This is a genomic window from Arthrobacter sp. TJ-266 (assembly GCF_058269115.1).
In genome coordinates, this window is the sequence record NZ_JBZCNC010000001.1 from 655,432 (window position 1) to 675,762 (window position 20,331).

Consider the following 20,331-nt stretch of genomic DNA (forward strand, 5'->3'; position numbering starts at 1 on the left):
ACACCATCCGTCCGCCCGCTGGGAAGCGGGACGGGCACCCACTGAGGAGAATCAATCATGCCCACACCCACCAAGGGCCCACGCCTCGGAGGCGGTCCGGCGCACGAGCGCCTGATGCTCGCCAACCTGGCCGCCTCACTGTTCGAGCACAAGCGCATCACCACGACCGTGACGAAGGCCAAGCGCCTGCGTCCCTACGCGGAGCGTCTCATCACGTTCGCGAAGAAGGGCGACCTCGCGTCGCGTCGTCGTGTTCTCGGTGTCATCAGCAGCAAGAGCATCGTCCACGAGCTGTTCACGGACATCGCTCCTGCCGTCGCCAACCGCGAGGGTGGCTACACGCGCATCACGAAGATCGGTAACCGCAAGGGCGACAACGCCCCCATGGCCGTCATCGAGCTGGTGCTGGAGCCCATGTCCGCGAAGCAGTCCGTCGTGGCCGAGGCCGAGCGTGCCGCGTCGACCCCCTCCGCCGTGCCTGCTGCAGCGCCCGTCGAGGCTCCGGAGTCCACCGACTCCGCCGACTCGGTCGACGCCGCGTCGGACGCCACGGATGCCACTACCGTCGAGCCCACGGAGGAGGTGTCCGCCGAGGACACCACCATCGACGGCGAGTCCGGTGCCGCTGACGAGGTCGTCGTCGTCGAAGGCACGGTCGAGGACGAGAAGAAGTAGCTTCTCGCCACTTCACACCGTATGAACACGCCTGAGCCCGCCGTTCCCGCAAGGGACGGCGGGCTTCTGCGTGTCCGGCTCGACATCGCCTACGACGGTTCGCCGTTCTCCGGGTGGGCGCTGCAGCCGGGCCTGCCCTCCGTGCAGGGGGTGCTCGAGAATGCCCTGGGCACCCTCCTCCAGCGGCCGGTCCGGCTCACGGTGGGCGGCCGCACCGACGCCGGGGTGCACGCACGGGGCCAGGTGGCCCACGCCGATCTGACGCCCCTCGAGTGGCAGGGCATGGCGCGCGGGCGTGACGTGGGCCCGGAGATCGCCTTCCTCCGGCGTCTCACGGGGACCATCAACCGGGAGCTGACCGACGGCATCACGGGCAGGGGCCGCTCGGTGCGGAACTCCGTGCCCGCCGTCGTCGTCCGCGCCGCCGCCCTCGCGCCGCCGGGGTTCGACGCCCGGTTCTCGGCGCTGTGGCGCCGCTACAGCTACGCGATCGCGGATGCCGTGACGGGCCAGGACCCGTTGCGGCGCCATGTGACGCTGTGGCATCCGGCCGCGCTCGACGTCGCTCTGCTGAACGAGGGCGCGGCGCATCTCGTCGGGATGCAGGACTTCGCGGCCTTCTGCAAGCCGCGTGAGGGCGCCACGACCATCCGTGAACTGCAGGGCTACGCGTTCCGGCGCGGCGACGACGGGGTAATCACCGCGACGATCCAGGCCGACGCGTTCTGCCACAACATGGTTCGGGCGCTGATCGGCTCCACCCTGTGTGTCGGTGAGGGCGAGATGCCTCCGGCATGGCTGGGGGAGAGGCTCGCCGCGCGCGTCAAGGACGCGCGCTCGATCCTCGCCGCACCGCACCCGCTGGTGCTCGAGGAGATCGCCTACCCGGACGACGACGGCGTGGCGGCGCGGGCAGGGCTCACCCGGGCCCGGCGCACCGCCGCACACCTCGACGGGCCTCGGCCTGCGAGCGACTAGCCGAGCAGGACGAAGCTCGCGAACGCTGCGACCAGCATGCCGGGACCGAACGGGAACGTGGAGCCGCGCGATCCCCGACGGAACACGAGGACCGCGACGCCCGCGAGGCCGCCGAGGAGGAAACCGCCCAGCAGCGTGCCCATCCAGGCGGCGGCCCCTGCCCAGCCGCCGTACAGTCCGAGGACCGCGGCGAGCTTCACGTCACCCATGCCCATGCCCGCGGGCGAGATCAGCGCGAGCAGGAGGTACACGGCGAAGAGGGCTCCGGCTCCCGCCGCAGCGCCGGCGAGGCCGACCCACTGACCCGTGACCGCCGCGCCGACCAGGAGGAGCGTGACTGTCAGTGCCAGGAACCGCACCAGCACGGCGTTCGGGAGGAGCTTGGACCGCGCGTCGATCGCGGAGAGCAGGGTGCCGAATGCTGCGAGGGCCACGACCAGCGGCACGTCCGCGAGAAGGTCGGTCGCAGCCGCTCCAGCGCCCGCCAGCAGACCGGACACGAGGGTGACAGGCACTCGCCAGGCCGCCGGCAGGACCGTCCGCTGGTCCCTGCCGGCGAGGCCGAACAGCAGGAAGCCGAGAACGGCCGCGACCACCGCGGCGACGATGACCGGCAGCACCTAGACGGATTCCTCGAAGGAATCGTGGGCCACACGGCTCACTTCGCCGTTGACCGGGAGGGTCACGGTGAACCGCGTGCCCTTGCCGGGGACGCTCGAACAGGCGATGTGCCCGCCGTGGCTCTCCACGATGGATTTGGTGATGGCGAGCCCGAGCCCCGCTCCCGCGATGTCCGCGCTGCGCGCCGCAGGAGTGCGGTAGAACCGCGAGAAGACCTGCTGCGCCTCCTGCTCGGTCATGCCCATCCCCTTGTCCTCGACGTGGAGGTCGATCGTGGAGTCGGTCTCCTCGGCCGTGATGGTCACGATCCCGCCACCGGGCGAGTACTTGATGGCGTTGGAGAGCAGGTTGTCCAGGACCTGCGAGATCCTCAGGGGGTCCAGCAGGGTCCAGAGGGGATCCTCGACCGTGGAGCGGAGCTTCACCCGGTTGTCCTGGGCCCGCAGGCGGTTGGACCGGATGCTCATCTCGATCAGCGCCGCGAGATCGACCGGTCGCGGGTGCACGCGGACGCGGTCACCCGCCGTGGACAGCAGATCGGCGACGAGGTGCAGCACCCGCTCCGCGTTCCGCCCGGCGACGTCGACGTACCCGTGCAGGTGCGGCGGGAGGGGATGCTCGTCCTCGAGCACGAGTTCCAGGTACCCGAGAACGGAGGTGAGCGGCGCGTGGAACTCGTGGGAGATGTTCGAGATGAAGGCGTCCTTCGCGCTGACGGCGTCGACCAGTTCCGTGACGTCGCTGCAGGCGATGAGGGCGCCGGTGATCGTGCCGTCGGCATCGGTGATCGGACGCGCGGCGGTGGACAGGCCGCGCTGGGCGTCGCCCTCACCCACCCAGATGAGTTGGTCCGCGAAGATCTCGCCCGTGAGGGCGCGGTACACCGGCCTCCTGTCCGCGGGCAGCGGCGTCACCCTGTCGGCGCCGAAGACCAGCTCGCGTTCGCCGTCGCCGTCGTGTCTCGTGGCCAGCCGGTTGAACAGCTCCTGCTGGCGATTGGTCAGGGTGATCTCGCCGCTGGCGTCGGCAGCCGTGAGGCCGACGTCGACCGTGTTCAGGATCGCCGTCAGCAGCCGCTCACGGTCGATCGCCGACTGGAGGAGCCCATGGAGTTCGCGATCCTTCCGCTCGAGTTCGCGCTCCCGCGCCTGGGCGGTGAGGTTCATCATGCGCACCGCACCGCCGATGCAGAGCATGACGACAGGAAGCAGCAGCTGACCGACGAACGTCTGGAGCGACGTCGACCCGAGTTGCCCCAGCAGTGGCCACAGGGTGACGAGCAGGGACCCGAGCGCCGTGATCGACAGCGCGACACCTGCGTGCAGAGAGGACCGCATGAGCCAGAGCACGGGGAAGATGACGAGGACGCCGAGCGCAGGCTGCGTCTCCATGGCGCCCGCGCGGACCATGGCGATGGCCGGGAAGTCGAGGACAGGCACGATCAGGAGCAGACCCCGTGGTAGCTCCCGCCAGGGGACGATCACGCTGAGTGCCAGCAGCACGAGGACGATGGACAGGCCGAGCTCGAACGTCCTGTTCGTCAGGAGGCCGGGCCGGAGGACGGGGGAGGTGACCCCGAGGACGACCACGATGAGCGCCAGGGGAAGCTGGCAGAGCACCACGGATCGGTCCAGGGTTGCACGCGCTACCGCGGAGCGCATCCAGAGCGTCCGAGCCCCCCTAGGCATGCACTACCCAGCACACGATGACAAGCTGCATTCGATACTTCCCGACGCTGAGACCTACGTACTGACCCCATTATGGCGTGAAGGTCCGGTTCAGCGCCCGAAACGGCGCCGGTTCCTGCGGAAGTATGGGCACAATGGGAATTATGACGGCGGAAGAGCATGCCGGCACACAAGGGAACGGGGTGCATGGGGAATGAGCGATCCAGGAGTGGCGGTCGTCATCGAGGACGATTCGGACGTGCGGAACCTCGTGGCGGCCGTGCTGCGGCAATCGGGATTCGAGGTGCACGTGGCGCCGGACGGCAAGTCGGGCGTGGAACTCATCCGTGCCAACGATGCGACGGTGGTGACCATCGACGTCGGGCTGCCGGACATCGACGGGTACGAGGTGCTGCGCAGGGTGCGGGCCTTCAGTAACTGCTACGTGGTGATGCTGACGTCTCGCGGCGACGAACTGGACACTCTCACTGCGCTGCAATCAGGTGCCGACGACTACCTCACCAAACCCTTCCGGCCGCGCGAACTGCGTGCCCGCATTTCCGCGATGCTGCGTAGACCGCGGGCCGTCCCCGAGCCGGTCGGGGCCGCATCGCCCGCGGCGCCCGCGGCCGTCGTCCCCGTTGCGGCAGCCACCGCACCGGCCCAGGCCGCGAGCGCGCCCGTCGCCCCGGCGATCGAGCACAACGGACTCGTCCTCAATGCCGCGGCGCGCACCGTGATGGTGGACGGGCGCGACCTCCCCCTGACCCGCAGCGAATTCGACCTGCTGAAGGAGATGCTCAAGAGCAACGGCGCGGTCCGCACGAAGGCGGACCTCGTACGCGTGGTTCGGGGGGACTACTACGGCGAGAACACCTACATCAGCGATTCCGACGAGCGTGCCATCGAGGTGCACGTCGGGAACCTGCGCCGCAAGCTCGACGAGGATCCGAAGAACCCGCGCTGGCTGCAGACCGTGCGGGGCGTCGGATACCGCCTGACGCCGCTGCGGCCGTCCGCCGCGCCCTGACGCCTGTCAGGGCCGACACCCCGGTGACCGACCCGGGTCAGGCGAGGTAGCGCGACTCCAGCTCGCCGATGGTGTCGAGGCCGCAGCGCTCGATGTCGAGGAGCGCACGGCGGGCGGATTCGAGGTCGGCGGACACGACGGCGGACTCGAAGCCGGCGGTCATCGCGGACAGGCGTTCGGCGCCCACCATGCGGGATGAATTGCGCAGGCTCAGGGAGGCCTCGAGGGCGGCCTCCAGATCGCGGTTCCCCACGGCGTGGGTGAGCCGGAGGTAGCGGTCCTGGAAGGCCGTGATGTAGTCGCGTGCGAAGGCTCGGGCAGGGCGGGGGTCGTTGAGCTGCTTCTCGAGGTGGGCGAGGGTGGCGAGGTCGACGAGCGGCAAGGTGTCCTGGAGCATCGCCTCAGCCTACGGTGAGGTTCTGGTGATCGGCTGGTGGTGAGCCGGGGAGAGCGTCGCAGGTGCTGGGTGCGTGTTGTGACATGACTGACTGTCCTCTTCCTGACGTGCTCATCAGCCTGCGAACGTGTCCATCACGTTCAGTGCTGCCGGGCCGAGAATGACGATGAACAGCACGGGGAAGATGAAGAGCAGCAGCGGGAACAGGACTGCGACCGGAAGTTTCATGGCCTTCTCCTCCGCGCGCTGCCTGCGCTTGACCCTCATGACCTTCGCCTGCGTACGCAGCACGCCTGACAGCGCGATCCCGTAGGCGTCCGCCTGCACGATGGCCTTCACGAAGCTTCGAAGCTCCGGGATGGAGCTGCGGTCCGCCATCGCGAGGTACGCCTCCCGTCGACTCCGCCCCACCTGCATGTCCTGGAGGGTCCGCACCAGTTCCTCCGCCAGCGGCCCCTTGCCGGTCTCACCGGCCCGCTGCATGGCACTCTCGAAGCCGAGGCCGGCTTCCACGGAGATGAGCATCTGGTCCAGGGTGTTCGCGAGCTCGAGGGCCATGGCCTTCTGGCGTTCCTGGCCCCTGCTGTAGAGGAGCAGGTCCGGCACCATGTACCCGAGCACCGTGACGAACAGAGCGAGGAGAACGAACGTCTTGCTCGAGTTTCCCTGCAGGAGCAGCAATCCCGCGAGCGCACCTGCCAGACCGAGCAGTGGCTTGGCGGTCAGGACCTTCGCCAGAGGCATCGACGCGGGCCGCCCTGCGAGTGACAGCAGACGGTCGAGCTTCGTGATGTAGGAAGCGGGGGTGAGCCGACGGCCCAGCATGAGGAGCGGGCTGGGCTTGTCGGCCACCGCTGCGGACGGACCGGATCCCTGGACGAGGTTCTGCTGAACAGTGCGCCGCAGCTTCGTGTCCGAGGTCAGGAGTGCCCAGGTGAAGTACGCCAGGGGAGCGCTGATCAGCAGCAGTGATGCGAGCAGGGTGGGGTTCACGGCAGGGCTCCCGTCAGAACTTCAGGTCGATGATCTTGCGCAGCCACAAAGCGCCGATGGTCATCATGACCGCGGCCGCACCGAGCATGGCCCATCCGAGCGGCTTGGTGAAGAGCGGATCGATATATCCCGGGCTGACGACGGTGAGCATGATGGCGATGCCGAAGGGTAGCGCTCCGAGGATGTACGCGGAGAACTTGCCCTCGGCAGCGAGCGCCTTGATGTGCCCCTTGATCTCCGTGCGTTCGCGGATGGTGTGGCCCACTTGATCGAGGACGTCGGCCAGATCGCCGCCCACCTCCCTGTTGATCTGGATGGCCTGGGCGATCCACGCGAAGTCCTCGTTCTGCATGCGCTGCGAGGTGTCCAGGAGCGAGGCGAGCAGGTCCTTCCCGAGACTCGTCTCCGCGACGATCCGGCGCATCTCCTCGGACGTGGGGCTGTCCGCCTCCGTGGCGGCGGCGTCGATGGCGCGGAGGATGCTGTGTCCGGCGCGCAACCCGCCGGTGAGCAGCTGGAGCGTGTCACCCAGTTGCCCGTCGAAGCGGCGCCGACGGCGCCCGGTGAGGAAGGACACGACGACGTGGGCGATGGCGGGTGACGCGAGGAGCAGGAGCACCCCAAGGACGGGTGAGACCAGGAACCATCCGAGGAGCATTCCCGTGATGCCGCCGAGCACGATCAGCAGGTATACCTCGGCCTGGCTCACCCTGATGCCCGCCATCTCGAGCACGTTCTGTGCCAGGAAGCGCATCGGATGGCGTGTGAGATACGCATCCATCGCGCGACCGATGGCGCCGGCGAAGCGCGTCAACTGCGAATTCGGGGTGTCGAGCGGCGGCCTGCGCCGATCGAGGGGTACTGGCGACTGAGGCGGTGCCAGGGCAATCGCCGTCGCTCCGATCGCGCCGAGAACGAGCGCCACGCCCAGGACGAACTGGAGCATCACCCGGTCACCGCCCGCGCGCGGGTGCGGCGCCGAAGACCGCGGGGGACACGGTGATGCCCATGTCCTCGAAGCGCTCCATGAAGCGGGGCCGGATGCCCGTGGGGACCGGCTTCCCGAGGAACCTGCCTTTGTTGTCGACGCCCGCGGAGTAGTCGAAGACGAAGGCGTCCTGCAACGTGACGACGTCGCCCTCCATGCCCTGCACCTCCGTGACATGCGTGATGCGGCGGCTTCCGTCGCGCAACCGGGAGATCTGGACCACGAGGTGGACTGCGGACGCCAGTTGTTCCCTGATCGCCCGTAGGGGCAGGTCCATCCCGGCCATGAGGACGAGCGTCTCGAGGCGGGCGACGGCGTCGCGTGGGGAGTTCGAGTGCACGGTGGAGAGCGAGCCGTCGTGGCCCGTGTTCATGGCCTGCAGCATGTCGAGCGATTCGCCGCCACGGACTTCTCCGATCACGATGCGATCGGGACGCATACGCAGCGAGTTACGCACCAGGTCACGGATGGTCACCGCGCCCTTCCCCTCGGTGTTCGGGGGCCGGCTCTCGAGACGCACCACGTGCTGCTGCTGGATCTGCAGCTCGACGGCGTCCTCGATGGTGACGATGCGGTCGTCCTCGGGCAGGAAGGAGGAGAGGACATTGAGCAGCGTCGTCTTGCCCGTGCCTGTGCCACCCGAGACGATGATGTTCAGCTTCGCCTTGACGCAGGCCTCGAGGAGCTCGGCCATCTCGGGTGTCAGGGTGCCGAAGTCGATCAGGTTCTGGACGGTCAGCGGCACCTTGCTGAACTTACGGATGGTCAGTGACGATCCGTTGACGGCGAGGGGAGGGATGACGGCGTTGACGCGGGAGCCGTCCTCGAGGCGCGCGTCCACGAACGGGGACGACTCGTCGATGCGACGACCCACCTTCGAGACGATGCGCTCGATGACCCGGCGCAGGTGCTGCTCGGAGCTGAAGCGCGAGTCGCTGAGTGTAATCTTGCCCTTCTGCTCTACGTAGATCTGGTCGGAGCGGTTCACCATGATCTCGGTGATCGTCGGATCATCGAGGAGTCGCTGCAGCGGGCCGAACCCCAGGACGTCGTCGGCCACGTCCTGGATGAGCCGCCGTCGTTCGTCCGCCGTCAGCGGCACCTGTTCGGCGTCGATGATCTGGCTCAGTTCATCGCGAGCGATTGTCTTGAGATCCTCCTCGGTGATGGAGGTGTCACTCGCGCGGACGCCCATGCGTTCGAACAGGGCCGCCGCTGCGCGCTGCTTGATGCCGGCGAAGACGTCGATCTTCGCTGCGGGCTGCTTGTCGGAGGAGTCACGGACGGCGGCGGGTACGAGTTTGGCTGGACGGACCTCGTCCGATTCCGGGACCGTTGCGTCGGGCTCGGGAGCGTCCGACGGCGGCGCGATGCCGGCCGCCTGGATGCGGGCTGAGAGCTTCACCGAACCACGACCCGGCGATGCGCCTTCCGCTGCGCCTTCGCCCGCCACTCGTCGTCGAACCGCTGCACGAGATCGAGGAGGCTCTTCGTCGCGGGGTCCCGGACCTTCTCCTGCAGGAGCGGCACGCCGCGGTTGGTGGCCAGCGTGATGGCACGGGAGCGGGGGATCGAGACGTCCACCGGCGCGTTGATGGTCGCTTCGACGTCCTGGACCGAGAGGCCGGTCTTGGTGTCCGCGAAGTTGAGCACCACGTGCCGCGTGTCGGGCAGGAGATTGAGCTGCGCGAGGACGTCGAGCCCGCTGCGGAGCCCGCGGACGCTGGGCACGTCCATTCCCGTCACCCAGACGGCGTCCGTGCACTGCTCGAGCGCGGCGAGGCTGGGCTCGGACAGGCCGGGGCCGGTGTCGATGACCACGTAGCGGAACTCGAGGGCGAGCTGCTGGATCAGACGGGTGATCTGCTCGGAGGAGATGCGGTCCGCGTCTGCGGGGTTCCGCGGTCCGCACAGCGCGTAGATTCCGGACGGGTGCACGGAGAGGAACGCCTTGAGGACCATGGAGTCCTGAGTGGCCGCGCCGGTGACGGCATTCAGCACCGAATACTCGGGGTTGAGGTAGAGCCCTGACGCGACGTCGCCGAACTGGAGGTCGAGGTCGACGATCACAACGCCCATCGGGGCGACCCTGCCCAGTCCGACCGCGAGATTGGTGGCAATCGTGGTCTTGCCCACTCCGCCTTTGGGGGAGAAGACGCCGATGACGAGCCCGCGCTGTTGCTCCTGGGGCGCGCGAGCCTCCGAGCGCAGCCGCGCGGCGAATGCCTGGCACGCGCGTTCGAGCTGCGCCCGGATACTCGCGACGTCGGCCAGCGGGCTGAGGATGTCGCGGACACCGGCGCGCATCGCCTGCAGGGCGAGGTCCGGGTGGTCGTCGTGGACGAGGACCACGCTGATCTCGGGGAACGTCACATCGACGACGAGTGCGAGGTTGAGTGCATCCTCGATGGTTATGCCCGGGCCGAAGATGAGCACCTCGGGCCGTTCGAGCGCCAGTAGCTCCAGGACGGCGTCGCTGTTACCGAGCAGGTTGCCGGCGGGCAGGCTCCGCACCGCACCCCGGAGACCGCCGGTGACGGCGAGGCGCACCTTGTGCTCGAAGTCGGAGCTCGGCGTGATCAGGACGAAGCGGCTCATTGGTGGAGCTCCGGATTCTCGATGATGGGAGCTTGGCCTTCGATGGTGGCATCGCTCTGCTTACTGAGCCACAGGATGGCGTTCTGGCTCGCGTGAACGATCCGCGTTGCCTGATCCGCGTCGACGGCGACGGTCAGCATGAGCGATCCGCTGGGCAGCGCCTCGGCCTCTGCCCTCGCCTGCGCCTCCGGGTCGGCTGCCGGGTCGACGGGCACAGCGGTCGGCGCGCGCTGGACCGAGGTGACGAGGATCTTCTGAAGGGACAGTTTGGTGGCTTTCTCCGACGTCGACCCAGTTCCTCCCTCGGTCTCGGGAGCGGGCTCTCCGTCGGACTCTGAGGTTGCTCCGTCGTCCTCGGAATCCTTGGTGATGAAGATGCCGACGAGGTCACCCGGCGCGAGCTTCCCTCCGACGGCGCGGTCGGGCTCGATGGTGAAGGTGACTTCCTGAAGGCCTTCCGGCACGGCGGCACTGCCCACCTCGAGGTCTTCGGGGGCGACGAGCCGTTCGGTGAGGAGTTGCTCACCGGGCATGAGGGCAACGGCGGTCACCTTTCCCGCGGATGAATCGAGATCCTTGAGGGCCGTGGCTCCCACGGCGGTGGCCGGCAGAGATTCGGTGGTGAGGAAGGGCATCAGCTCCTCGGAGGGAGTTCCCGCCGGAACGGGCTGCGAGACGACAAGGACATTCACGGGGTCGAGGCCCTGCACGGCCCGAGCCTCCGCGCCCTGCGCGTAGCCGTAAAGGAGGAGTGCTCCGACGAGCGCCAGGACGGCGGCGGCCGTGCCGGCGAGGAGGCGGGACTTCATGGTGGTACTTCCCTTGGTGGGGTCAGAGGACAGGGCGGACGACGGTGACTCCGCCGGCGCTCACGGGGCCGAGGGTGTAGCCGTCGGCGAGGGAGACGTATTTGATGAACTTGCCGATGACGCCGCGGCAACTGCCGCTGCATTCCTTCGTGACCGAGCCGTCGGTGACGGAGGGCCGGAAGGTCATTGGCAGACTGTTGTTACCGGAGAAGGCCCAGCCCTTGAGGTCGTAGGCAGCGAAGTACAACAGGTGGTACTGCGCTCCGCTTCCGGTTCCCGTGACCTGATTGAACACCGGGAGCAGGAGGGTGACCGGTCGACCCGCCTGCAGGTCGGCTGCCCAACCGTTCAGAATCGCGTCGCAGTTACTCGGACCGTCGTTTCCGGTGTCGCTACCACCGAGCTGCACCGCGATGTCGACAAAGGCGCCGCACTGCCCTGCGCTCTGCGCCAGCCACCCGAACCCGCCGGGCACTGTTGCACCCGAAGGTCCGTAGTTGCAGTCAGGGTTTGCGTTGTCGCCGTGCGCCTGGAGGAGTTGCAGACTTCCCCCTACCTGCCCTTGCACCTGGCAGATCGAGAAGGTGAGAGGGAAGGGCGCTGTTCCCTTCTCCGGGCTACCCCAGACAGCGCTGGAGGTAGCCGTCACTTCAGTGGAGCTGATACCCAGGGCATTGGCGAAGATCAGGGATACCCTGTTGGGCGCCTGGCCCGTAGCCATCGCGCCGGCGGTGACGGTCACTTTGCGGCCCGGTCCGTCGAGGACGATCTGCTTGATGTTGGACCGACTGTCCAAAGCGTTCTCATTCGCGAGGCTCGAGGCAAGGCTTGAGGTCGTGGAACAGGACGAGTCGAGCGGATTTGCGGCGCACTTTTGCGCAACTGCATAAGCTGCGGCGTCAGCACCGTTTCTCAACTGTGCACGTTCCGCAGCCAATACGCCCACATCAACAGCGAGGGCTGCGAAACCGAGAAGAACAACCATGAGGAGCGCTACGAGGACGCTTACTGCTCCCCGCTCGTTGTTTGCCTGATCTCGCTTCAAAGGCTTCACCCACCGCACAGCATGACCCCTTTGCCCTTGAGAGCGAACGGGCCGGCGATGCCGGTCAGCGTGGACAGGCTGTAGGTGATGTCCACCGTCACCGTTGTACCGGAGGGACAGGTATTCGCAGCGCCCGTCGGGTTCCTGCTGATAGTCACATTCGAGGCGCTGATATCGGGATTGAGAGATGTCGCTGCCGCAGTAGCAGCGGATATCGCGCTTCCGTCGTTTCTACCGATGGCCATCACGCGAACACTTTCACGCGCGGCGTTCGTGACCATGACCTGAGCGTTGAAGGCGCGACCGAACTCCATGATGCAGAGCAGAATGAGGATGAGGACAGGCAGGAGAAGAGCCATCTCGACCGCTACCGCGCCCTTTTCTCGACTCATGTTTAGCCCTTCAGGCCACTCCGGCTGACGACCAAGGCCGTCAGCCGGAGTTGACCGGCGATTCACGCGGATGGTGCATGGATCAAACTGAGCAGCCCGCCGTGGCGCTGTTGACGTTGGCAGCGGTGAAGGTGCCGCCCTTGATCGCGCAGTTCGCTTCGGCGAACTGGGTCTGGAGACCTCCACCGAGGAGTGTGACGGCGACGATGATCACGACGGCGATGAGGGCAACCATGATGCCGTACTCGACGGCAGTGGCGCCGTCCTCCTTGCGGACGAGACGGGGGAGGAGGGGCTTCTGAGTGTTTGAGACGAGGAACATGATGAACTCCTGTAGTTCTGTTGGACCGGCCCAGCGCCGCGTCTGGAACAAAAGTAAGGCTGCGGAATACCACGCAACCTAAGTTCGACCGATCCTGAGCGAAGGCTACGGATCCTGCGCGGGACATGCGCCGGCCCTGCGCGGACAGTGCCCCAACGCTAGGTTTGAGGCCCGTGCGGCGTCCGGGAGCGCAGTTCTGCGGGCACCTTGATCAGCTCCTCGGCCGAGTGCGCACCGCTCGACGACGCCACGTCGGATTCCAAGGAGGCCGCAGCGCTCGCAGCCGGCGCCGCTCCGTCCTCGAGGAGGATCAGCACGCTCAGCCGGGGCCCCGCAAAGGCGCGCACGCGCCTCAGCAGAGCGAGCAGATCTTCCTCGGCCAGCGCGACATCAGGCTGCCAGACCAGCACACGGGGCTTTCGGGCAAGAGCACGCGCCAGCAGGGTGGCGTCGCCTTCCGCGGAAGAGTCCGTAGCGAAGGCGTCCCGGACAGCATCGAGGGCGAAGGCGGCGAGGACGTCGTCGGGCCCGTCACTGTCCGGAGGCAGGGCCAGCTGCACGTTCTCGCCGATGGTCAGCCACTCGAGGAAGGGCCAGGCGGCAGCGGACACTCCGATCGACTCCGCTCGCAGCACCCGGCGATCCTCCGCGCGCATGGACGAGAACGGCCGCCCGAGCAGCAGCACGCGGCCGGCCTCGGGTACGTGAAGACCCGACGCGACGGCGGCGAATGCGTCCAGGCGTGCCCGGCTGCCCGTCACGCGGCGCGTCTCGCCGGCGCGCAGCACCAGCTCGACCGGTCTGCCATCGGGAAGAGGCACACCCTGCAGGGTGAGGAGCTTCTCAGCCACGACCGGCCTCCGTCCCGCCTCTGGTGCGTCTTGCCGTCGTGCTACCGGCTGCGGCTCCGGCGCGCCCATCTCCGGTGCTCCCGGTCCCGAGGGTCTCAACCCCTAGGCGCCCGGCCACGAGGAACGGCACGACGACGAGCAGCAGGATCGCGGCGACGGTCGCGATCACCAGCGGCCCGTCCAGGACCAGAGCGCCGATGAGCAGCTCCTGAGGCGCCAGGCCCGTTGCCGGCCCCCCGGTCACCAACACCGCGACCGCACCGATGACGCAGCCCGCACCCACGCCGAGTGCGAGCGTCACGCCGAGGGACCACCGTTGCGCACGGGCCGCCGTCGTTCCCGGCAGTCCGAGCGTCTCCAGGACGTCCGCGTCACGACCGGACAACGCCGGGCGGGCGGATCGCACTCCGAGGACGGTCAGGGCGCCGACAGTGCACGCGGCCGCGATCAGCCAGGCGAGCGGCGCGAGCGGCGCACCCACGGGATCGACGACGGCGGTCGTCACGACTGCTCCCGCCGGCGCCTCCGACTGAAGTGCATCCGCGACAGCGGCGGGATCATCGGCGGCCAGCCACACCTCCAGAGCGGGAGGTGGGCCGTCCGGTGTGCGGAGCAGAGCGTAGGACGCCGCGCGGAGATCGGCCAGCAGCACAGGACCGTCTGCGGCCCCGGGCAGGGCTGCCTCGACGGCTGCGACCTCCACGGGCAGTACCTCCCCGCCGAACGCCAGATCCAGGGCTCCGACCGAACAGGACACGGACGGGACCGTGGCCACGCTCACTGCAGCGGAGGCGCGGTCGTCGGCCAGCCGCACGGTGGTCGCCTCAGGGGTCACTGCGGGCAGGGAGAAGCCGACGCCGCCCTCGAGGTCCGCGACCCCTGCCTCCCGAGCGCTGGGCAGCGAATCAAGGACGCCGAACGACGACGTCGGCGTGAATCGGCTCTCGCCCGTACCGATCGAGGCGTCGGTGGAGATGCTCACCAGCTCCACGGTGAATCCGGACGCCGCTGCGGGTACCTCGGCGTCGACGGCGGCGATCGCCTCGGCGCGGAGCCCTTCCGGGACCGTGAAGGAAAGCGAGTGCTGCTGCACCTGCGCCGGCGTGATGGAGAGCGTCCCCGCCGGCACTCGCTGCAGTGTGCCGTCCTCCCCCTCCAGCCACGCCGCGAGCCGGACGGTGAGGGCCGCGGACGGCTCCGTGGCCCCGGTTCCGCCGGGTTGGGTGATCAGCTGGAGACGTATCTGCCGTGCGGTGGGCTGGATGTCGAGCGCGGGCTCGGGCGCTGCGACGGTCGGCGAGAGCAGCCCCGCCAGGCGCTCGCCGTCGAGCCGGCTGCCCTCGGCCAGGACGGCGGGCAGGGCTGCGGTGTCCACGGCCACGAGGTCGACGGGTGATCCCGCACCCTCGGCGGGAACGCGGAGGACGCGCGTGGCGGGCACGTCGTCGGGTACCCCTGCGGTGGCGTCGTCATCTGCCCCCGGCGGCAGCACCATCCGCACGTCGCCCCCGACGGCGAGCGTGGCGGCGGAGCGGGCGGCGGCCCCCGTACTACCCACCACGGCCGCGACGGACAGCCCCGCGCCGATGGCGACTACCACGGCAACCACCGGCACCTGCCAACCGAGCGGCCGGCGGGCGAGATCCCGCGAGGCGAGGAGGGCGTGCGGCCTCAGGGCCCGTTGGCCTCGGCGCCCCGCGAGGGACGCGGAGCGGCTCATGAGCGCCGCGGCGAGGAGCGCCCCGACGCCGAGGACGACGGCGGGTGCGAGCGAGAAGGGAGGGACGCCATCCCGCGTTCCCACGAGGACCGGCAGGAGCAGCCCGAGGGCGACGGCGGCGAGCACCGTGAGGGCCGTCAGGTGTGCGGGGCGACGCCGCCCGGCCACGGAGGTCCTCCGCAGCGTCCGTGGCAGCACAATGACGGACAGTCCGGCGAGAGCCACCAGGACGGCGCCGTTGAGCGAGAGATTCAGGGCGACGCGGTACGCCGCGGCTGCCTCGGTGAGGAGTACGGGTAGATCGCCCGACGCCGTCGCACCCTCGGGTGCCGCGCCGGCGTCCTCCAGGCGGCCGGGGAAGCTTGAGAGTTGCGCGGCTGCCTCGCCGACCGATCGCCCGCTCAGCGCATCCGTGGTGGAGACGTCCCAGCCGAGGATCGCCGGCGCGGAGAAGAGGGCGAGGTCGGCGGGGGACACAGCGACCGTCAGGGGTGCGCCGTCGGTGGGTGGTGGGAGTGTCACGCCCGTCGTCGCGGCGGCGTCGTCGATCCGGAGCCGGAGTGTGCCGGTCGTACCGGTCACGGCGAAGGTCTGGCCCTCCGCGAGTCCGAGGCGCTCGGCGTCCGCGGCGGTGACCGACACGCGGAGCAGGCCGTCGCCGTCGACCTCGGGGCCGCGGTCACCTCCGGTGACGGCGACGGCGGTGACGCGCAGCCCCGCGGGCAGGTTCACCGCAGTGCCTCCCGAGGGGACGATCTCCACCGGCGCGCTCGCCGTCCACTCCCGGAAGGTCAGACCGCCGCCGGATTCGGGAACCACCGTCGTCGCGAGGCCGCGCTGGTCGACGCCGGGACGCACCGGCGTCGTGACGGTGAAGGAGGCCGCATTGAGGCGCGGGGAATCGTGCAGGGGAGCGGTCGACGCCAGAGGCGGGTAGAGGAGGATCGCGAGGACGACGCCGGCGGTCAGGAAGGCGACCAGCAGGGTGAAGAGGGAGGCTCGGTGCCGTGGTGCGTCGTACAAGCGCCAACCCACGTGCAGCCTTCCCCTCGCGTCCGTGGGGGCCATACTATCCAGCAGTGGAGCCGTCACCCGCTCATTTTGACCTCACGCGCGGCGGCAGGCTAATCTTGGGAGTCGTTGTGCGTATCCCTGCTCGATACGTCTGCGCCCTCCGGAGCGGTTCAGTTGCAGAACCACCTGGCCCGGGGGCGGAGCCGAGGTCATGGGATCACTGGTCGTATTTCAGCCCTCACCTGAAGTTCCGGTAACGCATGAATAAGCTGAGCCGGCGTCCAGGGCTTTCCCTCGGACGCAGGCGACACCGAAATAGAAACGAAGGCCATAACCGTGCGTACGTACTCCCCGAAGCCAGGCGACATCAACCGTCAGTGGCACGTAATCGATGCAACCGACGTCGTCCTGGGTCGCCTTGCCAGCCAGACCGCTATCCTGCTCCGCGGGAAGCACAAGGCCACTTTCGCTCCCCACATGGACATGGGTGACTTCGTCGTCATCATCAACGCCGAGAAGGTCGCCCTCACCGGCTCCAAGCTCGAGCAGAAGCGCGCCTACCGCCACTCGGGTTACCCGGGCGGCCTGAAGTCGACGAGCTATGTCGAGCTGCTCGACAAGAACCCCGAGCGCGCCGTGGAGAAGGCCATCCGTGGCATGCTCCCGAAGAATTCGCTCGCTGCACAGCAGATCGGCAAGCTCAAGGTCTACCGCGGAGCTGAGCACCCCCACGCGGCGCAGCAGCCCAAGACGTACGAAATCACCCAGGTCGCCCAGTAGTCCTGGCCACCAACACCAGTAATCATTTCCAAGGAGAACCGTGGCTGAGAACACTGAAGAGCTGAACGAACCGACCGAGGAGCTCACGAGCTACACCTCGGAGTCCACCGAGGGCAGCGAGTCCGCCGTCAAGGAGCGCCCTGCGCTGACCGTCGGCGGCGGCGCCGTCGGACGCCGCAAGGAAGCAGTCGCCCGCGTGCGCCTCGTCCCCGGCACCGGCAAGTGGATCGTCAACGGGCGCGAGCTCGCCGACTACTTCCCGAACAAGTTGCACCAGCAGGAGGTCAACGACCCGTTCAAGCTCCTCGAGCTCGACGGCGCCTACGACGTCATCGCCCGCATCCACGGCGGTGGCCCCTCCGGCCAGGCCGGTGCACTCCGTCTCGGAGTTGCCCGCACCCTGAACGAGATCGACCGCGAGAACAATCGCCCCGCCCTCAAGAAGGCCGGCTTCCTGACTCGTGACGCCCGCGTCATCGAGCGTAAGAAGGCTGGTCTCAAGAAGGCCCGCAAGGCACCCCAGTACTCCAAGCGGTAAGTACCGCTCGGCCCCATCCGGGCCGAAGGAATGTCGAAGCACGATGCCCGTCCGGGCTTCCCGGACGGGCATCGTGCTTTAACCTGTTGGAGACCCATCCGTGGGGTCTCACACTCCTCACCTAGGATGATCAACGATGAGCAAGCTATTCGGTACCGATGGTGTGCGCGGTCTGGCCAACGGCCTGATCACCGCCGAACTCTCCCTGCACCTGGCACAGGCCGCCGCCGTCGTGCTCGGCCACAACGCCGTAGACGGCGGACGCCGCCCCACCGCGGTGATCGCTCGTGACCCCCGCATCAGCGGCGAGTTCATCGCGGCCGCCGTCGAGGCAGGCCTCGCGTCCTCCGGCGTGGACGTGTACGACGCCGGGGTCCTGCCGACCCCCGCAGCCGCCTTCCTGGTGGCGGACCTCGACGCCGACTTCGGCGTCATGATCTCCGCCTCGCACAACCCCGCCCCCGACAACGGCATCAAGTTCCTCGCCCGTGGCGGGAAGAAGCTGAGCGACGCGCTCGAGGATGCGATCGAGGAGGAGATGGCCCGTGAGCGGCTCCGGCCCGTCGCCGGCGACGTGGGCCGCATCCAGCGTTTCGCCGACGCCGAGGACCGCTACGTGGTCCACCTCCTGCAGACCCTCCCGCACCGCCTCGAGGGCCTCACCGTGGTGCTCGACTGTGCGCACGGCGCAGCCAGTGGCTGCTCACCCGAGGTGTTCCGGAACGCCGGCGCGGAGATCGTGGTCATCGGCGCCGACCCGGACGGCGTGAACATCAACGACGGCTACGGGTCCACCCACCTGGAGCAGCTGCAGGCCGCGGTGCTCGAGCACGGCGCTGACCTCGGGATCGCGCACGACGGCGACGCCGACCGCTGCCTCGCGGTGGACCACGAGGGCACCGTGGTGGACGGCGACCAGATCATGGCGGTCATGGCGCTCGCCATGAAGGACGCCGGGAAGCTGAAGGACGACACGCTGGTGGCCACGGTCATGAGCAACCTGGGGCTGAAGATCGCGCTGCGCAGCGCCGGCGTGACGGTCCTCGAGACCGGGGTGGGGGACCGCTACGTCCTCGAGGGGATGCGGGACGGCGATTACACCCTCGGCGGCGAGCAGTCCGGGCACGTGATCTTCGCCGAGTACGCGACCACCGGCGACGGCGTCCTCACGGGCCTGCAGCTCGCGGCGCGGATGGCTGCGACGGGTAAGAGCCTCAAGGAGCTGGCCGCGGTGATGACGAAGCTGCCGCAGGTTCTCATCAACGTGCGGGGCGTGGACCGCTCGGCGGCCACCACCGACGACGGCGTCCAGGACGCCGTGCGTGCGGCCAGCGCCGAACTCGGCGAGACCGGCCGTGTGCTGCTCCGGCCCTCCGGTACCGAGCCCGTGGTGCGCGTGATGGTCGAGGCCGCCGACATCGCGACGGCCCAGCGGATCGCTGACGACCTCGCCGCCGTCGTGCAGGAGCGCCTGGCGCTCACGACCGCGGTCTAGGCGCCGCGCCCGCGGGGCCGCTGCTGCGGCCCCGCAGCGGTCGGTTAGCCGCCGAGGACCGGCCGGAGCGCCGTGTAGAGCTGGTTCGCGCCGAGCACCAGGAACAGCAGGGCGATGACCGCGAGCGCCGCATTGCCGAGCGGCTTGTTGGCGAAGCCCTTCGGGATGCGCCTGCCGTTGAGCAGGCCCAGCAGGGTGATCGCGAGGAAGGGCATGAAGAGCGAGCCCAGAACGCCGTAGGCGAGGATGAGCCCGATCGGCTGGCCCAGCGCGAAGAGGATCATGGGCGGGAACGTCAGCCAGAGCACGTAGAACTTGAAGTACTTGCCGCCCACGCGTGTGTCCGGGTGGCCGGACTCCTTGCCCCGCATGTGGCCCCAGAAGTCGGCGAACATGAGGGACACGCCGTTCCAGACGCCGATGATCGACGAGAACGAGGCAGCCCAGAAGCCGACGAGGAAGCTGATGCCGATCACGTCGCCGTACTCGTCGCGCAGCACGGTCGAGAGGTCGAGCAGCCCCGCGTCGCCCGCACTCAGGGTCACGCCTGCCGCGCGCACCACTTCGGCGCCGACGATCAGCATGGCGATGACGAAGATGCCGGTCATCACGTAGGCCATGGAGTTGTCGATGCGCATGACTCGCATCCACTTGGGTGTGTACCAGCCCTTCTCCCTCAGCCAGTAGCCGTAGGCCGCCAGCGTGATGGTGCCACCGACGCCTCCGGCGAGCGCCAGTGTGTAGAGGACGCCACCTTCGGGGATGAGTGGGACGAGTCCGGTGAAGATCTCGGGGATGTTCGGTGCTGCCACGATCGCGAGGCCGACGACGGTGACGAACATGATGCCCACGAGCACGGCGGTGATCTTCTCGAACGTCGCGTACCGGCCGAACCACACCATGACGAAGCCGAGCAGGCCCATCACGATCGCCCAGGCCCAGAGAGGCAGCACGGGGAACAGGGCCGCGAGCGGGAGCGCCGCCGAGGACATCGCCGTCGCTCCGTAGACGAAGCCCCAGATCATGACGTAGGGCGCGAAGTACCAGGTGGTCCAGCGGCCGAGGGAGCGCCAGCCCTCGAAGATGGTGTTACCGGTGGCGAGCGTGAACCGGCCGGCGCCCTCCACGAGGACGATCTTCATGACGACGCCGAGGACCACCGCCCACAGCAGGCCGTACCCGTAGCGCGAACCGGCCACGAGGGTGGCCACCATGTCCGCGGCCCCCACGCCGGTCGCCGCGACCACGAGGCCCGGCCCGACGATCTTCCACTTCGCGGGCTTGCCGCCGTCGTCGTCGATCCGATCCGCATGGTCGGGTTTCCGGAACGGCACGGTGCTGTCGCTGGACATCGGGTCCTCCTCGTCGAGTGGGCTGCTTCCGGCGGGTACGAGGCCGCCGGACCGCCTCATCATTCC

At 68.6% G+C, this 20,331-nt stretch carries 20 protein-coding genes; 6 read left to right on the forward strand and 14 right to left on the reverse strand.

Annotation, left to right across the window (positions count from 1 at the left end; genetic code table 11):
- The first annotated feature begins 57 nt into the window (after positions 1-57).
- Both rplQ and AC4D12_RS03395 read left to right on the forward strand, forming a co-directional pair.
- Positions 58-675 carry a 50S ribosomal protein L17 gene (gene rplQ, locus AC4D12_RS03390; RefSeq protein WP_490948369.1) on the forward strand — a complete coding sequence of 206 codons (618 nt, stop codon included), beginning with the start codon at positions 58-60 and terminating at the stop codon, positions 673-675.
- 21 nt (positions 676-696) lie between these two features.
- Positions 697-1,653 carry a tRNA pseudouridine synthase A gene (locus AC4D12_RS03395; protein WP_490948371.1) on the forward strand — a complete coding sequence of 319 codons (957 nt, stop codon included), beginning with the start codon at positions 697-699 and terminating at the stop codon, positions 1,651-1,653.
- Here the strand turns inward: AC4D12_RS03395 and AC4D12_RS03400 are convergent.
- Together AC4D12_RS03400 and AC4D12_RS03405 are read right to left on the reverse strand one after the other, a co-directional pair.
- Positions 1,650-2,273 (reverse strand): prepilin peptidase, encoded by a 624-nt coding sequence (locus AC4D12_RS03400; RefSeq protein WP_490948373.1) that lies wholly within the window; start codon positions 2,271-2,273, stop codon positions 1,650-1,652. The genes AC4D12_RS03395 and AC4D12_RS03400 overlap by 4 nt on opposite strands.
- On the reverse strand, positions 2,274-3,935 hold the full coding sequence (locus AC4D12_RS03405; protein WP_490948375.1) for an ATP-binding protein: 1,662 nt from the start codon (positions 3,933-3,935) through the stop codon (positions 2,274-2,276). It lies immediately after the preceding gene.
- 220 nt (positions 3,936-4,155) lie between these two features.
- Here AC4D12_RS03405 and AC4D12_RS03410 point away from each other — a divergent pair, with 220 nt between their 5' ends.
- Positions 4,156-4,971 carry a response regulator transcription factor gene (locus tag AC4D12_RS03410; RefSeq protein ID WP_490948378.1) on the forward strand — a complete coding sequence of 272 codons (816 nt, stop codon included), beginning with the start codon at positions 4,156-4,158 and terminating at the stop codon, positions 4,969-4,971.
- 37 nt (positions 4,972-5,008) lie between these two features.
- Here the strand turns inward: AC4D12_RS03410 and AC4D12_RS03415 are convergent, their stop codons facing one another.
- The 11 genes from AC4D12_RS03415 to AC4D12_RS03465 all read right to left on the reverse strand — a co-directional run bounded on the left by AC4D12_RS03415 (position 5,009) and on the right by AC4D12_RS03465 (position 16,121).
- A complete protein-coding gene (locus AC4D12_RS03415) occupies positions 5,009-5,368 on the reverse strand; it encodes a hypothetical protein (RefSeq protein WP_490948380.1) in 360 nt (119 codons plus the stop codon).
- Positions 5,369-5,482: 114 nt separating this feature from the next.
- On the reverse strand, positions 5,483-6,361 hold the full coding sequence (locus AC4D12_RS03420) for a type II secretion system F family protein (RefSeq protein WP_490948382.1): 879 nt from the start codon (positions 6,359-6,361) through the stop codon (positions 5,483-5,485).
- A 13-nt stretch (positions 6,362-6,374) separates the two neighbouring features.
- Positions 6,375-7,307 (reverse strand): type II secretion system F family protein, encoded by a 933-nt coding sequence (locus AC4D12_RS03425; RefSeq protein ID WP_490948384.1) that lies wholly within the window; start codon positions 7,305-7,307, stop codon positions 6,375-6,377.
- Between the two features lie 7 nt (positions 7,308-7,314).
- Entirely contained in the window at positions 7,315-8,754 is a 1,440-nt protein-coding gene (locus AC4D12_RS03430) for a TadA family conjugal transfer-associated ATPase (protein ID WP_490948386.1), read from the reverse strand.
- Positions 8,751-9,947: a CpaE/TadZ family protein gene (locus AC4D12_RS03435; RefSeq protein ID WP_490948388.1), complete on the reverse strand. Its 1,197-nt coding sequence runs from the start codon at positions 9,945-9,947 to the stop codon at positions 8,751-8,753. Before AC4D12_RS03435 ends, AC4D12_RS03430 begins: the two co-directional genes overlap by 4 nt.
- Complete coding sequence (gene cpaB / locus AC4D12_RS03440) at positions 9,944-10,756, reverse strand: Flp pilus assembly protein CpaB (protein ID WP_490948391.1); 813 nt, start codon at positions 10,754-10,756, stop codon at positions 9,944-9,946. Before cpaB ends, AC4D12_RS03435 begins: the two co-directional genes overlap by 4 nt.
- 22 nt (positions 10,757-10,778) lie before the next feature.
- Positions 10,779-11,819 (reverse strand): pilus assembly protein TadG-related protein, encoded by a 1,041-nt coding sequence (locus tag AC4D12_RS03445; RefSeq protein WP_490948393.1) that lies wholly within the window; start codon positions 11,817-11,819, stop codon positions 10,779-10,781.
- Entirely contained in the window at positions 11,807-12,193 is a 387-nt protein-coding gene (locus AC4D12_RS03450) for a TadE/TadG family type IV pilus assembly protein (protein WP_490948395.1), read from the reverse strand. The genes AC4D12_RS03445 and AC4D12_RS03450 overlap by 13 nt, the downstream gene beginning before the upstream one ends.
- Positions 12,194-12,275: 82 nt before the next feature.
- Entirely contained in the window at positions 12,276-12,515 is a 240-nt protein-coding gene (locus AC4D12_RS03455) for a Flp family type IVb pilin (protein WP_490948397.1), read from the reverse strand.
- Between the two features lie 158 nt (positions 12,516-12,673).
- Positions 12,674-13,366 carry a P-loop NTPase family protein gene (locus AC4D12_RS03460; RefSeq protein WP_490948400.1) on the reverse strand — a complete coding sequence of 231 codons (693 nt, stop codon included), beginning with the start codon at positions 13,364-13,366 and terminating at the stop codon, positions 12,674-12,676.
- On the reverse strand, positions 13,359-16,121 hold the full coding sequence (locus AC4D12_RS03465) for a hypothetical protein (protein WP_490948402.1): 2,763 nt from the start codon (positions 16,119-16,121) through the stop codon (positions 13,359-13,361). The genes AC4D12_RS03460 and AC4D12_RS03465 overlap by 8 nt, the downstream gene beginning before the upstream one ends.
- Positions 16,122-16,436: 315 nt before the next feature.
- On the opposite strand from AC4D12_RS03465, the gene rplM reads away from it, so the two are divergent.
- The 3 genes from rplM to glmM all read left to right on the forward strand — a co-directional run bounded on the left by rplM (position 16,437) and on the right by glmM (position 18,913).
- Positions 16,437-16,880: a 50S ribosomal protein L13 gene (rplM, locus tag AC4D12_RS03470; RefSeq protein ID WP_490948405.1), complete on the forward strand. Its 444-nt coding sequence runs from the start codon at positions 16,437-16,439 to the stop codon at positions 16,878-16,880.
- 40 nt (positions 16,881-16,920) lie between these two features.
- Entirely contained in the window at positions 16,921-17,418 is a 498-nt protein-coding gene (gene rpsI, locus AC4D12_RS03475) for a 30S ribosomal protein S9 (RefSeq protein ID WP_490948407.1), read from the forward strand.
- Between the two features lie 136 nt (positions 17,419-17,554).
- The gene (gene glmM / locus AC4D12_RS03480) at positions 17,555-18,913 is read left to right on the forward strand and encodes a phosphoglucosamine mutase (RefSeq protein WP_490948409.1); all 1,359 of its coding nucleotides are present in this window, start codon (positions 17,555-17,557) and stop codon (positions 18,911-18,913) included.
- A 44-nt stretch (positions 18,914-18,957) separates the two neighbouring features.
- Here the strand turns inward: glmM and AC4D12_RS03485 are convergent, their stop codons facing one another.
- Positions 18,958-20,265 carry an Nramp family divalent metal transporter gene (locus tag AC4D12_RS03485; RefSeq protein WP_490948411.1) on the reverse strand — a complete coding sequence of 436 codons (1,308 nt, stop codon included), beginning with the start codon at positions 20,263-20,265 and terminating at the stop codon, positions 18,958-18,960.
- Between the last annotated feature and the right edge of the window lie 66 nt (positions 20,266-20,331).

What these genes read in the sequence shown, in the direction of transcription:
- rplQ (WP_490948369.1), top strand. Translation starts at nt 58, where the DNA reads ATGCCCACACCCACCAAGGGCCCACGCCTCGGAGGCGGTCCGGCGCAC.
- AC4D12_RS03395 (WP_490948371.1), top strand. Translation starts at nt 697, where the DNA reads ATGAACACGCCTGAGCCCGCCGTTCCCGCAAGGGACGGCGGGCTTCTG.
- AC4D12_RS03405 (WP_490948375.1), bottom strand. Translation starts at nt 3,935, where the DNA reads ATGCGCTCCGCGGTAGCGCGTGCAACCCTGGACCGATCCGTGGTGCTC.
- AC4D12_RS03410 (WP_490948378.1), top strand. Translation starts at nt 4,156, where the DNA reads ATGAGCGATCCAGGAGTGGCGGTCGTCATCGAGGACGATTCGGACGTG.
- AC4D12_RS03415 (WP_490948380.1), bottom strand. Translation starts at nt 5,368, where the DNA reads ATGCTCCAGGACACCTTGCCGCTCGTCGACCTCGCCACCCTCGCCCAC.
- AC4D12_RS03425 (WP_490948384.1), bottom strand. Translation starts at nt 7,307, where the DNA reads ATGCTCCAGTTCGTCCTGGGCGTGGCGCTCGTTCTCGGCGCGATCGGA.
- AC4D12_RS03435 (WP_490948388.1), bottom strand. Translation starts at nt 9,947, where the DNA reads ATGAGCCGCTTCGTCCTGATCACGCCGAGCTCCGACTTCGAGCACAAG.
- cpaB (WP_490948391.1), bottom strand. Translation starts at nt 10,756, where the DNA reads ATGAAGTCCCGCCTCCTCGCCGGCACGGCCGCCGCCGTCCTGGCGCTC.
- AC4D12_RS03450 (WP_490948395.1), bottom strand. Translation starts at nt 12,193, where the DNA reads ATGAGTCGAGAAAAGGGCGCGGTAGCGGTCGAGATGGCTCTTCTCCTG.
- AC4D12_RS03455 (WP_490948397.1), bottom strand. Translation starts at nt 12,515, where the DNA reads ATGTTCCTCGTCTCAAACACTCAGAAGCCCCTCCTCCCCCGTCTCGTC.
- glmM (WP_490948409.1), top strand. Translation starts at nt 17,555, where the DNA reads ATGAGCAAGCTATTCGGTACCGATGGTGTGCGCGGTCTGGCCAACGGC.
- AC4D12_RS03485 (WP_490948411.1), bottom strand. Translation starts at nt 20,265, where the DNA reads ATGTCCAGCGACAGCACCGTGCCGTTCCGGAAACCCGACCATGCGGAT.